The following is a 14722-nucleotide window of genomic DNA, read 5'->3' as shown; positions in this document are numbered from 1 at the left end:
GGACCACATGAGACATGACGTAACTGACTCACTAATGCGAACTCCTTGCCCTAGAGTCGCTGTTGAGAGTGATTACAACGGGGAACGGGGAAGGTGACCATCGCAGTGACGATTCAGAACACGGAGCAGGACCACCTGTGGAGCGAATCGCTGAAGACGCCGGAGTCCTTCGAGGCGACGGAGCCCCACTGTCCGTGCCGCTCCGCGCTCCACTCGGCCGTCGAGCCGCCGCACGTCAGTGATCTGACGGTCCGGGAGCGGGAGGTGCTGCTGCTCCTGGGGGCCGGGCTGCCCAATCCCGTCCTTGCCCGGCAGCTGGGGATAGCGGAGCGCACGGTGAAGGCTCATGTCGCGCGCATCGTCGAGAAGCTGGGCCTCAGGAGCCGTCTGGACGCCGTCGTGCTCGCCATCGTCCACCACGGCCTGCTGTGCCCGGACCAGGATTTCCCGCACTGAGGGTTCCTTGCACCAAAGGGCAGTGCACAAAGATTCACTATGAAATTGTTCCCCGGGATTCATACGCTCCTGCCCTGGCTGAGCAGGACCTATGAACGGGGGACAACAGCATGGTCATCACGAGGATCACCGTCGCGTCACTGGCTGCGGCGGGAGCCCTGGTGGCGGGTTCGGGCGTGGCGACGGCCACGCCCGAACCCGGTCCGGGAGCGTCGGCGTCCACAGCCGCCGGCACGCAGTCGGCGGCGGCCGGCTCCAGCGCGGCCGGGGGCCCGAGCAAGCTACGGCGGCTGTACGAGCTGACCCGCTCCTCGGAGGGGAGCGTCACGGACTGGCGCACGACGCGCAAGCTCGCCGAGCAGGGGGCCGACCGCTGGAACTTCCGGTGGGACACGGACTTCTGCACGCGCCTCGCCGACAAGCCGGGCGGCTTCGACTTCCGCCTCTCCTGCGCGCGGCACGACTTCGGGTACCGGAACTACAAGCAGTTGATCGGCAAGAAGGCGTTCGCGGGCTCGACGCACGAGCGGCGCGTGGACAAGGCGTTCCTCTTCGACATGAACCGGCAGTGCGCCGCCCAGCCGCACAAGACCAAGGCGGAGCGCGCGCAGTGCCGCAAGAAGGCGAAGGCCTATTACGTGCGGGTCAGGTGACCCGTGCCTGGTAGGTGCGCGGGTCGGCCACGTCGAGCAGGTGTGGCCGACCGCGTGCCCGGCGCCCGCGCTGTGGGCAAGGCCACCCTCCGGGGCGTTCCAGGGGCCGCCCCCGCTCCCTAGGCTGGGCAGCCTCCCCGCTGCTCGAACGTAAGTGCCCCTCCGTGCCCTCCGTGCCCCCTGTGTCCTCCGTGCATGTCCGTGTGTCCCGCACCGTCCTCTGCCTCGCCGTGGCTCTGGCCCTCGCCGCCTGCCTGCTTCTGGCGCACCTGGCCGGCGCGCGTTCCGGCCCCGCCTCCGTGGGCACCGCCCGCCTCGCCGCGCTCGCCGAGGACGTCACCGCCGCCGACGGCCACCGCTACGACACCCGGGACCACACCGGCCGCACCATGGACGCCGCGCAGATCGCGCAAGGCCCCGACGGCGGCTATCTGGCCGTCTACCACACGCTTCTGAACGACGGCCGCTTCCACGCGGCCGTCGCCACCTCCACCGATCTGCGGCACTGGCACCGCCGCCACGACTTCGGGCCCGGCACCCACCAGGCGTCGCTCGCCGACGACGGGCGCGGCGGGTACGTCCTCGCGTACGAGAAGGACCCGAAGAACCACATCGCCGTGCGTGCCTACGCCGACCGGACCGCGCTGCTCGACGGGCGCGCGTCACGCTCCTTCGACGCGCCGCGCACCCTCTCGCGGTGCGCCGAGGGCACGCCCAGCATCACCGAAGCACGCGGGAACACCATCGAGCTGACCGGGCACTACCGCGCCGACTGCGACACCGACCGCCAGCTGCGCGCCACCCTCACCGGGTTCCGCGACTGGCACGCGACGCCGGACCGGCGGCTCGACCGCGCCCTGCAGAACTGGGGCAACGGCGGAAACCTCGGGGACCGGACACCGGTCGAACTCGCCGGGCAGCGGATGCTCCTCGTGGAGGGACAGCGGCGGCGGGGCGACTTCGGGAGCTGGCGGACCTACGCCTACGACCCCGTGAGCGGCCGGGCCGACCGGCTCGCCATCTCCACGCACGGCGGAAGCCGAGCCTTCGCCAACCCCTCGGCGACCCTCGTCACCGACCCGCGGGGCAGGCCCGCGTTGCTGGTCAGCCTGTTCATACCGGCGCAGGGAGCGGCCGCGGGCGAGGCGGGGCAGCTCGTCTACTGGCACAAGCTGTAGGTGGCGGTCCTCGCAACGGGGCAGAACCGTTTGGCGAACATGCGTAGGGTGCAGAAAACCCCACAGGGTTGAGAGTGGACCGACGCGCAGAAGGGAGCCGAGGCGATGGACGAGCAGAAGGAAACCCTCCGGGTGGGCTCGGCCGTGCGGCGCCGCCGCCGGCAGCTGGAGCTCACCCTCGCCGTGGTGGCCGAGCGCAGCGGTCTCTCGGTGCCCTTCCTGAGCCAGGTCGAGAACGAGCGGGCGCGGCCCAGCAGGCGCTCCCTGCAGCGCGTCGCCGACGCCCTTCTGACGACCGACGTCGAACTGCTGGCCGCCGCCGACCCCGCGTGCACGGTCGACCTGATGCGCGCCGATGAGGGCGACGGCGAGGGTTCGCCGCCGGACGACGACGCCCGCGTACGCAATCTGGTGCGTGGTCATCATCAGCTGCACGCCGTCGAGTTCACCGGCGACCACGACGAGGGACGCGAGTTCCAGCACCGGAACGACGAGTTGATGTACGTGGTGGGCGGCGCCGTCGAGGTCGAGGCGGAGGGCAGGGCGTACCGCCTCGGGCGCGGCGACAGCCTGTATCTGACCGGAGGGGTGCGCCACCGGTGGCGGGCGACGGTGCCGGACAGCCAGGTGCTCGTCGTGGCCGTGGCCGATCACATCGAAGCACTGGACGGCTCGCGGCGCTGAGATGAGGGGATCGCACGGTGGCCGGAGTACGGGGAGTACGGGGAGCTCGAGGAGTGCGGGGAGCTCAAGGAGTGCGGGTCGTCTCGCTGGTGCCCTCGCTGACCGAGGCAGTCGCGGTGAGCGTGCCGGGAGCGCTGGTGGGGGCCACGGAGTGGTGCAGCCATCCGGAGGACCTGGACGTCGTCCGCGTCGGCGGTACGAAGAACCCTGACGTGCGCGGGATCATCGGCCTCGCCCCGGATCTGGTGATCGCCAACGAAGAGGAGAACCGCGCGCCCGACCTCGCGGCGCTGCGGGCGGCCGGGCTCCAGGTGCTCGTCACGGAAGTACGTGATCTGCCGGGCGCCTTCCGCGAGCTGACCCGGGTGCTCGCCGCCTGCGGGGCGGGGCGGCCGAAGTGGCTGGAGGAGGCGGAGTCGGCGTGGGGGCAACTGCCGCCTCCCGAAGCCCGGTTGAGGGCGGTGATCCCCATCTGGCGGCGCCCCTGGATGGTCCTGGGCCGCGACACGTTCGCCGGGGACCTGCTGCGGCGCCTCGGCGTCGACAACGCGTACGCGACGCACGCCGAGCGATATCCGCGGGTCACGCTCGATGAACTGCGGGCCGTGGGCCCGGACGTCGTGATCCTGCCCGACGAGCCCTACCGCTTCACCCGCGAGGACGGCCCCGAGGAGTTCACGGCCCCGGCGGCGCTCGTCAGCGGCCGCCACCTCACGTGGTACGGACCGTCCCTCGCTGAGGCGCCGGCTGTGCTCGGCAGGGCGCTGCGAGCAGCGTGCGGTTGAGGAGCCCGCGCAGGGTCTGGACGAGTGCCACCGCCCAGGCGGCCACCAGGAAGGCGTACAGGGCGACCGCCAGCCAGTCGTAGACCGCGAGTCCGGTGTGCTTGCCCAGACCCTCGGCGCCGGTGACGCAGGTACCGACGGGGAACGTGAACGCCCACCAGGTCATCGCGAAGCCCATGCCCCGACGCCGGGCCCGCACCACCATCGCGCCCGCGAGAGCCAGCCACAGCAGGGCGAAGCCCATCACCGGGACGCCGTAGAGCACGGCGAAGACGGCGAAGCCCTGGTCGTACGGGGCGGGGACGACGCCCGTGGCGGCGGTGTCGGCGAACTTGTTCACGGCGGTCGTCGACTGGCCCAGCGGGCCGAGCACCAGGAACAGCGTGGGAGTGAGCGCGAGGGGGAAGGGGCCGCCGGTGAGCAGCCTGGCGAAGATCATCGGCAGCATCACCAGGGTGGCGAGCAGGCTCAGGCCGAACATCGCGACGCAGGCGAAGAGAAGCGTCTCCTGGGGCTGTCCCGCCGGGAGATGCGGTACGAGAAGGGGGCCGAGCGCGGCGGACACCATGGGCGCCACCACGGGCAGCAGCCAGACCGGCGACGCCTGGCCCGGCTCCACACGGTGCTTCACCACCATCAGGTACGGGATCGCCACCGCCGCCGCGAGGCCGATGACCGTACCGGCGGTGAAGAGCACGGCGTCGAGTGCGACCGCCGCGCCCGTCCCGATCCAGTCCTCGCCCACGAGGAGCGCGCCGCCGCCGACCGCGAGCAGTGCCATGGAGAGGCAGCCGTAGAAGGGGGCGATGGCCGGGTCGAGGAGGTGGGCGCGGGCCTGGTCACGGTGGTGGATCCAGTGCAGGGTCCGGGCGGCGAGCAGCGCGGCCAGCATCAGCAGGGAGAACGCCCAGACCGCGGTGCAGGCGGTCCGCAGGCCGGGGAGGTGGACCGGCAGGGTCGCGCCCGCGCCGCCGATGATCGCCGTGCCCATGACGGAGGCGTACCAGTTCGGGCCGAGGTGGCGGGTGGAGAGGGCGGGGGCAGGGGCCGGGGCTGGGGTGAGGGGGATCGCGGGGGTTCTCGGAGGTGCCTGCTGGTGGGCGACGGTGACCATGCGTCCACGGTCGCCGTTCGGCGGGGCCCCCACCAGGAGTCATCTTCGTATGAGGGCATAACCTGGCCTTATGAGTAAGCCTTCCGGTCCTGTCGGTGTGTCCAGTGTGTCCGGTGCGTCCGATCCGCATACGTCACCGGGTGCGCAGCCGCTCGCACATCGGGTGCCGGACCTCGGGGCGCTCGAGCTGCTGCTCGCCGTGGCACGGCTCGGCAGCCTGGGGCGGGCCGCGAAGGACCTGGGCATCACACAGCCCGCCGCGAGCAGCCGCATCCGGTCGATGGAGCGGCAGCTCGGCGTCGCGCTGGTCGACCGCTCGCCGCGCGGCTCCCGGCTCACGGACGCGGGGGCGCTCGTCACGGACTGGGCGCGGCGGATCGTGGAGGCCGCGGAGGCGTTCGACGCGGGCGCGCAGGCGTTGCGGGACCGGCGGGACTCACGGCTCCGCGTCGCGGCCAGCATGACCATCGCCGAGTATCTGCTGCCGGGGTGGCTGATCGCGCTGCGCACGCAACGGCCGGACACGGCGGTGTCGTTGACGGCCGGCAACTCCACCGCCGTCGCGGAGCGGCTGCTCGCGGGGGAGGCGGACCTCGGCTTCGTCGAGGGGCTCGCCGTGCCGACCGGCCTGGACTCCGCGGTCATCGCCCACGACAGCCTGATCGTCGTCACGGCGCCGGGCCACGCCTGGGCGCGGCGCGGAAAGCCGCTGGGAGCGGGGGAGTTGGCGGCTACGCCGCTGATTCTCCGGGAGGAGGGTTCGGGGACGCGGCAGGTCCTCGACGCGGCCCTGGGGGGTCTCGCGCGCCCGCTGATCGAGCTGTCGTCCACCACGGCGGTGAAGGCGTCCGCGGTGAGTGGGGCCGGGCCCGCGGTGCTGAGTGAGCTCGCGGTGGGGGAGGAGTTGTCGGCTCGGCGCCTGGTGGCCATCCCCCTGGAGGGGGTTCGGCTGCGCAGGGCCCTACGGGCTGTGTGGCCGACGGGGCATCGGCCCTCGGGGCCCGCGCGGGATCTGCTGTCGCTCACTCGGGCGGGGGCGGCGTCCTCCCGGGGGTGACTGCTTTCCCACCCACCCGCCTCCGGCGGGGTTTTCCCGCCCACCCACCCGATTGCCGTCCCTCGTGAGGTTGAGCCCCCGGGGTCTCGGACGGCTTTCGTCTGCGGCGGAGGGCCTTCCCGCCTCCGGCGGGGGGTGATTCCGCCTTCGGCGGGGTTCTCCCGCCCACCCACCCGTTGCCCCGGGGTAACGGGTGGGTGGGCGGAAAAGCCCTGGCTGGGGCGAGCTTGGCGGTGCGGTTTGGCTGGGCCGGTGGCCGCCCGCCGAGGAGGCACCTGGCGTCGCCGGTCCGGCGGGGCTGAGCCGTGCGGATCGGGGCGGGGGACGTGTGGCCCGCCGGGTGATCGGGTGGGTGGGTGGGAGAGGACCTGCCGGAGGGGATGCCCCGGAGCGCGAGAAGGCGGCGGCCGGACGGATACCCCCGGCCGGAGGGCGAGCCGCCGCGGCGCCAGTCACCGGGGTCGAGGCCGCTCTCCCGCCGCCAGAACCAACGCCGACATGACCCGAAGATCCTCACCCATCTCCGGGTGCCATTGCACCCCAAGCACCCAGCCAGGGGACGGCAGTTCCACCGCCTCCACCGTCCCGTCCTCCGCGTAGGCCGACACGATCAGGTCCCTGCCCAGCCGGTCCACCGCCTGGTGGTGGTACGCGGGCACGGCGGACGCCTCCGGCGCGATGGACGCGTAGAGCGTGCCCGGCACCGGCTTCACCTCGTGCGTGCCGAAGGCACCCACCGTCTCCGCGTGACCGTCCATGTGCTGCACCAGCGTCCCGCCCAGCGCGACATTGAGCAGTTGCATCCCCCGGCAGATCCCCAGCAACGGTGTCCCCGACGCCAACGCCGCCTCGATCAGCGCCAGTTCCCACGCGTCCCGCTCCGGCGCCGGAGGGCCTGTACGCTCCTCACGCTCCGAACCGTAACGGGAAGGATCGACATCGGGGCCACCCGCGATGACCACGCCGTCCAGCCTGGCGACGACCTCATCGGCGTACGAAGGATCATCCGGCGGAAGCATCGCGGTGAGTCCGCCCGCCGCCCGCACCAGCCACGGGTACCCGGCGGGCAGCAGCGCCGCGGGCAGCTCCCACACGCCCCACCTCGCCTTCGACTCCAGGTACGTGCTGACACCGATCAACGGCCTGCCGCCGGCCACACTCACCCTCTTCTCCCTCATACCGCTCATACCGCTCAAGACCCTCACGCTCAGTCGCGTTCCAGTTCCGCCTCCGCGGCGGCCAGCGCCGCGAACTCCTCCTCGGGCGCCCGCGCCACAAGCCGCTTCCTGCTGTAGACGCCGAAGTAGGCGATCGCCACCACGTATACCGCGAGCGCGATCAACGCCGCCGTCACATCCACCAGGAACGTCGCGACCAGCGCCGAGCAGGCGAGCGCCAGCGCCACCGACGAGGTCAGCATGCCGCCCGGCGTGCGGTACGGGCGCTCCAGGCCAGGCTCCCTGCGGCGCAGCACGATGTGCGACAGCGACATCAGCGCGTACGAGATCGTCGCCCCGAACACCGCCACGTTCAGCATCCGCGCCCCGTCCCCGGTCGCCGCCGCCAGGCCGAAGCCGATCGCCCCGGGGACCAGCAGGCCCAGGTAGGGGGCCTTGCGGCTGCTCGTCAGGGAGAGGAAGCGCGGCAGGTAGCCCGCCCTCGACAGCGCGAACAGCTGGCGCGAGCCCGCGTAGATGAGGGAGAAGAAGGACGCCACCAGGCCCGCCAGCCCCGCGTAGTTGACGATGCGGCTCAGTGCCGTCGCCTCACCGCCCGGCTGCAACGCCTCCACCAGCGGATTGCCCGCGTCCTTGATCGCGTCCGCGCCGCGCGCCCCGGCCGACGCGAAGAACGTGAGGAGCGCGAGGACGATCAGGATCGCCATCGACCAGCGGATCGCCCGCGGCAGCGTGCGCGCCGGGTCCCTGGTCTCCTCGGCCGCCAGCGGCACCCCCTCCACGCCCAGGAAGAACCACATGCCGAACGGAAACGCCGCCCAGATGCCCAACAGACCCATCGGCAGCCAGGAGTTGGCGCCGAAGGCGCTGGTGTCCACCGCGATGTCGTTCAGCTTCGACGCGTCGAAGTCCATGAACGCGCCGACCGCGAAGACGAGCAGCGCCGCCACCGCGATGCCCGTGACGACGAAACTGAAGCGCAGCGCCTCGCCCACGCCCCACAGGTGGATGCCGATGAAGACGACGAAGCAGGCCAGATACACCGGCCAGCCGGAGGTCAGACCGAAGAGGCCGAGGGACTCGACGTAGTCACCGATGAAGATGGAGATCGCGGCCGGCGCCAGGATGTACTCGATGAGGATCGCCGTGCCGGTGAGGAAGCCGCCCCACGGACCGAGCGCCCGGCGCGCGAAGCCGTAGCCGCCGCCCGCGGTGGGCAGCACCGACGAGAGTTCCGCCAGCGAGAACACCATGCAGGCGTACATCACGCCCATCAGCGCCATGGCGATCGCCAGGCCGCCGAAACCGCCCTCCGCCAGGCCGAAGTTCCAGCCCGAGAAGTCGCCGGAGACCACGTACGCCACGCCGAGGCCGGTGAGCAGCAGCCAGCCCGCGCTGCCCCGCCGCAGCGTTCTCCGCTCCAGATAGTCGTCCGCCGGCTCGGCGGTACTCGTCTTGGGGGACTCCACGGTCATGGCACGGCTCCTAAGCGACTGCGCGGCGGCGGCACTGCGGTAGGCGGGTTGGCGACTCAATGGAACGGATCCATACCTTTGCCGTGCGGCGTGCGAGAAATCAAGACCCCTGCGTTACGTCACCGTTAATCACCCCTCACCCCGCCCCTTATGTCAGAAAGCCCCGCAGCAAGGCGGCCGTGCCGGCGCAGTGTTCGCGCATCATCTCCCGCGCCCCGTCCGCGTCCCCGTCGAGCACGGCCTCGACCAGCGCGGTGTGCTGGCGCTGCGAATGCTCCAGGTTCCGTACCAAGAGAGGGATGCAGTCCAGGAGGTCGTTGACCGTCGCGCGGACCGCAGCGTACTGCGCGGTGAGCGAGGGCGAGCCGCACAGCTCGGCAAGGGTCAGGTGCAGGAGGGTGTCCAGGCGGCGGTACTCGGCAAGGGGCGCGTCGTGCGTCTGTGCGAGCGCCGCGCGCAGGCGCTCGCGCTGTTCGCCGCCCAGGCCGTGCGCCGCGCAGAGCCCGGCCGCCCCCACCTCCAGGACCTCGCGGAACCGCAGCGCGTCCTCCACGTCGACATCCGCCACGCGCCGCCGCAGCTCGTCCTCGCCGGCCGCCTCGGGGCGCGGACGGACGAACGTGCCGCCGTACCTGCCGCGCCGCGACTCGACCAGGCCCTGGTCCTGCAGCACCTTGAGCACCTCGCGCAGCGTGACCCTGCTGATGCCGAGCCGGTCGGCCAACTCCCTTTCCGACGGCAGGCGTTCGCCGCCGGGCACCAGACCGAGGCGTACGACCTGGAGGATCTGCTCCAGGGCCTCCTCGAAACCGTTGCCCGCCCGTACGGGGCGCAGGACCGGTGTGAGCCGGTCGTCGGCGGTCGCGGCGGAGCCATCCGGACCCGCCTCACCGGCGACGTCGGCATCCGTGTGCGACATCTGGCCGTACCCCCTTCCCAATCAATGGTTCTCGGCAATACCTTATGGCTCTCGGCTGACCCAAGGAGGACTTTCCCGTGGCAGACCGCACACCCCCGCTCGGGATCGAGGAGCTGCGTGCTCTCGTCACGAGCGGCGAGATCGACACTGTCGTCCTGGCCTTCCCCGATATGCAAGGGCGGCTCCAGGGCAAGCGGTTCGCCGCCCAGTTCTTCCTCGACGACGTCCTCGAACACGGCACGGAGGGCTGCAACTACCTTTTGGCCGTCGACGCGGAGATGAACACTGTCGAGGGCTACGCGATGTCCTCCTGGGACCGCGGCTACGGCGACTTCGCCATGCGCCCCGACCTGACCACGCTGCGCCGCGTCCCCTGGAACGAAGGCACCGCGATGCTCATCGCGGACCTCGCCTGGAACGACTCCTCCCCCGTCGTGGCCGCGCCCCGCCAGATCCTGCGCCGCCAGCTGGAGCGGCTCGCCGAACTCGGCTACACCGCCAACGTCGGAACGGAGCTGGAGTTCATCGTCTTCAAGGACACCTACGAGCAGGCCTGGGACGCGGGCTACAAGGCCCTGACCCCGGCCAACCAGTACAACATCGACTACTCGGTGCTCGGCACGGGCCGCATCGAGCCGCTCCTTCGCCGCATCCGCAACGAGATGGCGGCCGCCGGACTCGTCGTCGAGTCGGCCAAGGGCGAGTGCAACCCGGGCCAGCACGAGATCGTGTTCCGCTACGACGACGCACTCGTCACCTGCGACCAGCACGCCATCTACAAGACCGGCGCCAAGGAGATCGCGTCCCAGGAAGGCGTCTCGCTCACCTTCATGGCCAAGTACAACGAGGCAGAGGGCAACTCCTGCCACATCCACCTCTCCCTCGCCGACGCCGACGGCGCCAACGCCATGGCCGGCTCCCAGGACGATCCCGGCGGCATGTCACCCGTCATGCGCCACTTCCTCGCCGGGCAGCTCGCGGCGCTCAGGGAGTTCTCGCTGCTCTACGCGCCCAACATCAACTCGTACAAGCGGTTCCGGCCCGGATCGTTCGCGCCCACCGCCGCCGCGTGGGGCCACGACAACCGCACCTGCGCCCTGCGCGTCGTCGGCCACGGCCGCTCCATGCGCTTCGAGAACCGACTGCCGGGCGGCGACGTGAACCCGCACCTCGCGGTCGCCGGACTCGTGGCCGCCGGTCTGCACGGCATAGAGCAGAAGCTGGAACTGCCCGATGAGTGCACCGGCAACGCCTACACCGGCGACTACGCGCACGTCCCCACCACCCTGCGCGAGGCCGCCGAGCTCTGGGAGAACAGCGCCATCGCCAAGGCCGCCTTCGGCGACGAGGTGGTCGCGCACTACAGCAACATGGCGCGGGTCGAGCTGGACGCCTTCGACTCCGCGGTGACCGACTGGGAGCTCCGCCGCTCCTTCGAACGCATGTGAGGCACCCTTGCTCAAGGTACTGAATCCGGCGACGGAGGAACTGGTCGCGACCGTCCCCGCCGCCTCCGCGCAGGACGTCGACGCAGCTGTCGTACGGGCCACTACGGCCCAGGCGAAGTGGGCTTCCGCAGCCCCCGGCGACCGCGCCCGCCTGCTCCGCCGCTTCGCCGTCGTCGTCGACGAACACCTGGAAGAACTGGCCCAGTTGGAGGTCCGCGAAGCCGGTCACGTCATCGGCAACGCCCGATGGGAGGCGGGCAACGTCCGCGATCTCCTGGACTTCGCCGCCGGGGGAGTCGAGCGGTTGAACGGCCGTCAGATCCCGGTGCCCGGTGGTCTGAACGTCACGATCCTCGAACCCCTCGGCGTCGTCGGCGTCATCGCGCCCTGGAACTTCCCGATGCCGATCGCGGCCTGGGGCACCGCCCCGGCGCTCGCGGCCGGCAACGCGGTCATCCTGAAGCCCGCCGAGACGACCCCCATCACCGCCCTGCGCCTCGCCGAACTCGCACTGGAGGCAGGTCTGCCCGAGGGGCTCTTCCAGGTCCTGCCCGGCGCGGGCGACGTCGCGGGCAACGCCCTGGTCGAACACCCGGGCGTCGCCAAGATCGTGTTCACCGGTTCCACCCGCGTCGGCCAGCAGATCATGGCCAAGTGCGCCGACCGCGTGAAGCGACTGACGCTCGAACTCGGCGGCAAGAGCCCGAACATCGTCTTCGCCGACGCGGACGTGGAGGCCGCCGCCCTCGCCACGCCGATGTCGTACCTCGACAACTCCGGCCAGGACTGCTGCGCCCGCACCCGCATCCTCGTCCAGCGCTCGGTGTACGACCGCTTCCTGGAGATCGTGCGGCCCGCGGTCGAGTCGGTCGTCGTCGGTGACCCGTCCGACGAGAAGACCCAGATGGGCCCGCTGATCTCCAGGTCCCAGCTGGAGCGCGTGCGCTCGTACGTCCCCTCCGGCACCGGAATCCACGGCACGGCGCCCGAAGGCCCTGGCTTCTGGTTCCCGCCGACGCTCCTCACCGACGTCGACCCCACCTCGCCGGTGGCGACGGAGGAGGTCTTCGGCCCGGTCGCCGTCGTCCTGCCCTTCGACGACGAGGCCGACGCGATCCGCCTTGCCAACGCCACCGAGTACGGCCTGTCGGGGTCCATCTGGACGCGCGACGTGGGCCGTGCGCTGCGGGTGTCGGGAGCCGTCCGGGCCGGGAACTTGTCCGTCAACTCGCACTCCAGCGTGCGCTATTGGACCCCGTTCGGGGGTTACAAGCAGTCCGGGCTCGGCCGTGAGCTCGGCCCGGACGCGCTCGCCGCCTTCACGGAAACCAAGAACGTCTTCATCAGCACGGAAAGCACGGAGGCCTGAGCACTCATGACCGAAGAGAACATCTGCCGCCGCCTGGTCGGCCGCACCGCCGTCATCACCGGCGCCGGCAGCGGCATCGGCCTCGCCACCGCCCGCCGCCTCGCCTCCGAGGGCGCGCACGTCGTCTGCGGCGACATCGACGAGACCGCGGGCAAGGCCGCGGCCGACGAGGTCGGCGGGACGTTCGTCAAGGTCGACGTCACCGACGCCGAGCAGGTCGAGGCGCTCTTCAAGACCGCGTACGACACCTATGGCTCGGTCGACATCGCGTTCAACAACGCGGGCATCTCGCCGCCCGACGACGACTCCATCCTGGACACCGGCCTCGAGGCCTGGAAGCGCGTCCAGGAGGTCAACCTCACCTCCGTGTACCTGTGTTGCAAGGCAGCCATCCCCTACATGCGGCGCCAGGGCAAGGGTTCCATCATCAACACCGCGTCGTTCGTGGCGAGGATGGGCGCGGCCACGTCCCAGATCTCGTACACGGCCTCCAAGGGCGGGGTCCTCGCCATGTCCCGCGAGCTGGGCGTGCAGTTCGCCCGCGAGGGCATCCGTGTGAACGCGCTGTGCCCGGGTCCGGTCAACACCCCGCTCCTCCAGGAGCTCTTCGCCAAGGACCCCGAGCGGGCCGCGCGCCGCCTCGTCCACATCCCCGTGGGCCGCTTCGCCGAGGCCGACGAACTGGCCGCCGCCGTCGCGTTCCTCGCGAGCGACGACTCCTCGTTCGTGAACGCCACGGACTTCCTGGTCGACGGCGGCATCTCGGGCGCGTACGTCACGCCCGTGTAGTCCATCCTCCGCAACGCGCTTCAACCTCCGGCAGCCACCCCGTCAGCCGGGCGTCGCACGACGCCCGGCTGACCTGCGCAGACACGGGAGTGTGCGGGAATCTCCGACCACCTGCGCACGGAACCCACGTTCGCGGCGGGAGATTGATGTACGGTCCATGCGCATGCGCAACAGACATGCCTTGGCGTTGACGCTGGCCACGGCCGCCACTATGGCAGCCGTGCCGGCGACGCTCCCCGCGGCCGCCGCCACGCCCGCGAACTCCCCGTACGTCGCGGACTCCCCGTACGTCGCGGACTCCCCGTACGTCGCGAAGTCCCCGAAGTCCGCCGCTGCGAAGGCCCGTTGCCCGCAGCTGTCCAAGAAGCTGACCTGGTTCGGCGACAACCGTGCCCGGCTCCAGCGGATGATCGACGAGCGCGGGCGCTGCGGCTCCCACCGGGGCCACGACCAGAAGCGTCCCGTCGCCGCGTTCGACTGGGACAACACCGTCGTCAAGAACGACATCACCGACGCGACGATCGCCTGGGCCCTGCACCACGACAAGATCCTGCGTCCCGCGAGCTGGAAGTCCACCAGCAAGTGGATGACTGACGAGGCCGACAAGGCGCTCACCCGGGCCTGCGGCACGGAGGTGCCGGTCGGCAAGCCGCTGCCCACCTCCACCGACACCGACTGCGCCGACGAGATCTTCGAGGTCCGCGAGGACGGGAAGACGATGAGCGGCGCCGCCGCCTTCGCGGGGGAGTGGAACCACCGGCACACCGTCCCGCAGTACGCCTGGGTGCCCCAGCTCTTCGCCGGACACACCGTCCCCGAACTGGAGTCGTACGCCGCGAAGGCCCGCAAGCAGGTGCTCGCCGCCCCCGTGGGCGCCACCCAGACGGTCGGCACGCACGAGATTCCCGGTTACGCCCGCTACTACGACCAGCAGCGCGACCTCATCCGCACGCTCAAGAGGGCCGGGTTCGACGTCTACATCGTCTCGGCGGGCTCGGAGCCGGTGACGGAGGTCTGGGCAGGCGGCAAGGGGGGTGTGGGCATCGACCGGAAGCACACCATCGCCATCCGCTCGGTCCTCGACCACAAGGGCCGGATCACCCCCTGGAACCAGGGCTGCGGCAACGTCCCCGTGAACCAGGGCGAGGCCATCCCCTACATCGACGGCAAGCGCTGCTGGATCAACCAGGAGATCTTCGGCGTCGAGGGCAAGTCGGCCTGGGACAAGCAGGATCGGGCCCACCGCATCGCGCTCGGCGGCGGTGACGCCGACACGGACGTGACGTTCGTCGGTGACGCCACAGGAGCTCACCTCGTCCTGAACCGCGAGAAGAACGAGTTCATGTGCCGTGCCTACGACAACGCCGACGGCCGCTGGGTCGTGAACCCCATGTTCATCGAGCCCATGCAGCAGAAGCCGGATCTCTACCCGTGCTCGACGGCCGCGTACAACGCACCGGACGGCAGCAAGGGCCCGGTCCTGCGCGAGGACGGCTCGGTCGTACCCGACCAGGAGGACGCGGTGTACTGACCGTCCTGAGCGGAGTCGGTGTACTGACCGTCCTGAGTGGAGTCGGTGTACTGACTGTCCTGAGCGGAGTACTGACTGTCCTGATC

The 14722-nt window shown here is 71.0% G+C and carries 14 protein-coding genes; 10 read left to right on the top strand and 4 right to left on the bottom strand.

Features of this window, described 5'->3' with window-relative positions; genetic code table 11:
* The first annotated feature begins 105 nt into the window (after positions 1–105).
* The 5 genes from ABXJ52_RS06870 (at position 106) to ABXJ52_RS06850 (ending at position 3756) form a co-directional block, all read left to right on the top strand.
* Entirely contained in the window at positions 106–456 is a 351-nt protein-coding gene (locus tag ABXJ52_RS06870; RefSeq protein WP_367040161.1) for a helix-turn-helix transcriptional regulator, read from the top strand.
* Positions 457–566: 110 nt separating this feature from the next.
* Positions 567–1109 (top strand): phospholipase A2, encoded by a 543-nt coding sequence (locus ABXJ52_RS06865; protein ID WP_367040159.1) that lies wholly within the window; start codon positions 567–569, stop codon positions 1107–1109.
* A 203-nt stretch (positions 1110–1312) separates the two neighbouring features.
* Positions 1313–2287 (top strand): hypothetical protein, encoded by a 975-nt coding sequence (locus ABXJ52_RS06860; protein WP_367040157.1) that lies wholly within the window; start codon positions 1313–1315, stop codon positions 2285–2287.
* Between the two features lie 105 nt (positions 2288–2392).
* Positions 2393–2971: an XRE family transcriptional regulator gene (locus tag ABXJ52_RS06855; protein ID WP_367040155.1), complete on the top strand. Its 579-nt coding sequence runs from the start codon at positions 2393–2395 to the stop codon at positions 2969–2971.
* Between the two features lie 71 nt (positions 2972–3042).
* Positions 3043–3756, top strand: coding sequence for a helical backbone metal receptor (locus ABXJ52_RS06850; RefSeq protein ID WP_367048854.1), 714 nt, complete (start codon positions 3043–3045; stop codon positions 3754–3756).
* Here the strand turns inward: ABXJ52_RS06850 and ABXJ52_RS06845 are convergent.
* On the bottom strand, positions 3683–4870 hold the full coding sequence (locus tag ABXJ52_RS06845; RefSeq protein ID WP_367040153.1) for a TDT family transporter: 1188 nt from the start codon (positions 4868–4870) through the stop codon (positions 3683–3685). The genes ABXJ52_RS06850 and ABXJ52_RS06845 overlap by 74 nt on opposite strands.
* Positions 4871–4940: 70 nt before the next feature.
* Between ABXJ52_RS06845 and ABXJ52_RS06840 the strand changes: the two genes are divergently transcribed.
* Positions 4941–5927 (top strand): LysR family transcriptional regulator, encoded by a 987-nt coding sequence (locus ABXJ52_RS06840; RefSeq protein WP_367040151.1) that lies wholly within the window; start codon positions 4941–4943, stop codon positions 5925–5927.
* Positions 5928–6379: 452 nt separating this feature from the next.
* On the opposite strand, the gene ABXJ52_RS06835 is transcribed toward ABXJ52_RS06840, so the two are convergent.
* From ABXJ52_RS06835 to ABXJ52_RS06825, 3 genes are all read right to left on the bottom strand, one after another.
* Entirely contained in the window at positions 6380–7105 is a 726-nt protein-coding gene (locus tag ABXJ52_RS06835) for a gamma-glutamyl-gamma-aminobutyrate hydrolase family protein (RefSeq protein ID WP_367048852.1), read from the bottom strand.
* A 29-nt stretch (positions 7106–7134) separates the two neighbouring features.
* The gene (eat, locus tag ABXJ52_RS06830; protein WP_367040149.1) at positions 7135–8580 is read right to left on the bottom strand and encodes an ethanolamine permease; all 1446 of its coding nucleotides are present in this window, start codon (positions 8578–8580) and stop codon (positions 7135–7137) included.
* Positions 8581–8728: 148 nt separating this feature from the next.
* On the bottom strand, positions 8729–9499 hold the full coding sequence (locus ABXJ52_RS06825; RefSeq protein ID WP_367040147.1) for an FCD domain-containing protein: 771 nt from the start codon (positions 9497–9499) through the stop codon (positions 8729–8731).
* Between the two features lie 77 nt (positions 9500–9576).
* Between ABXJ52_RS06825 and ABXJ52_RS06820 the strand changes: the two genes are divergently transcribed.
* The 4 genes from ABXJ52_RS06820 to ABXJ52_RS06805 all read left to right on the top strand — a co-directional run bounded on the left by ABXJ52_RS06820 (position 9577) and on the right by ABXJ52_RS06805 (position 14636).
* Positions 9577–10947, top strand: a complete 1371-nt coding sequence (locus ABXJ52_RS06820) for a glutamine synthetase family protein (protein WP_367040145.1) — start codon at positions 9577–9579, stop codon at positions 10945–10947.
* Between the two features lie 7 nt (positions 10948–10954).
* Positions 10955–12316: an aldehyde dehydrogenase family protein gene (locus tag ABXJ52_RS06815; protein ID WP_367040144.1), complete on the top strand. Its 1362-nt coding sequence runs from the start codon at positions 10955–10957 to the stop codon at positions 12314–12316.
* Positions 12317–12322: 6 nt separating this feature from the next.
* Complete coding sequence (locus tag ABXJ52_RS06810; protein ID WP_367040142.1) at positions 12323–13105, top strand: 3-oxoacyl-ACP reductase; 783 nt, start codon at positions 12323–12325, stop codon at positions 13103–13105.
* Positions 13106–13268: 163 nt separating this feature from the next.
* Entirely contained in the window at positions 13269–14636 is a 1368-nt protein-coding gene (locus ABXJ52_RS06805; RefSeq protein WP_367040141.1) for a haloacid dehalogenase-like hydrolase, read from the top strand.
* Positions 14637–14722 lie beyond the last annotated feature (86 nt).

It is taken from the genome of Streptomyces sp. Je 1-332, from assembly GCF_040730185.1.
In the GTDB taxonomy this organism is placed as follows: domain Bacteria; phylum Actinomycetota; class Actinomycetes; order Streptomycetales; family Streptomycetaceae; genus Streptomyces.
This window is presented reverse-complemented; position numbering and strand designations above follow the sequence as displayed.

What these genes read in the sequence shown, in the direction of transcription:
- ABXJ52_RS06865 (WP_367040159.1), top strand. Translation starts at nt 567, where the DNA reads ATGGTCATCACGAGGATCACCGTCGCGTCACTGGCTGCGGCGGGAGCC.
- ABXJ52_RS06855 (WP_367040155.1), top strand. Translation starts at nt 2,393, where the DNA reads ATGGACGAGCAGAAGGAAACCCTCCGGGTGGGCTCGGCCGTGCGGCGC.
- ABXJ52_RS06845 (WP_367040153.1), bottom strand. Translation starts at nt 4,870, where the DNA reads ATGGTCACCGTCGCCCACCAGCAGGCACCTCCGAGAACCCCCGCGATC.
- ABXJ52_RS06840 (WP_367040151.1), top strand. Translation starts at nt 4,941, where the DNA reads ATGAGTAAGCCTTCCGGTCCTGTCGGTGTGTCCAGTGTGTCCGGTGCG.
- ABXJ52_RS06835 (WP_367048852.1), bottom strand. Translation starts at nt 7,105, where the DNA reads ATGAGGGAGAAGAGGGTGAGTGTGGCCGGCGGCAGGCCGTTGATCGGT.
- eat (WP_367040149.1), bottom strand. Translation starts at nt 8,580, where the DNA reads ATGACCGTGGAGTCCCCCAAGACGAGTACCGCCGAGCCGGCGGACGAC.
- ABXJ52_RS06825 (WP_367040147.1), bottom strand. Translation starts at nt 9,499, where the DNA reads ATGTCGCACACGGATGCCGACGTCGCCGGTGAGGCGGGTCCGGATGGC.
- ABXJ52_RS06810 (WP_367040142.1), top strand. Translation starts at nt 12,323, where the DNA reads ATGACCGAAGAGAACATCTGCCGCCGCCTGGTCGGCCGCACCGCCGTC.
- ABXJ52_RS06805 (WP_367040141.1), top strand. Translation starts at nt 13,269, where the DNA reads ATGCGCAACAGACATGCCTTGGCGTTGACGCTGGCCACGGCCGCCACT.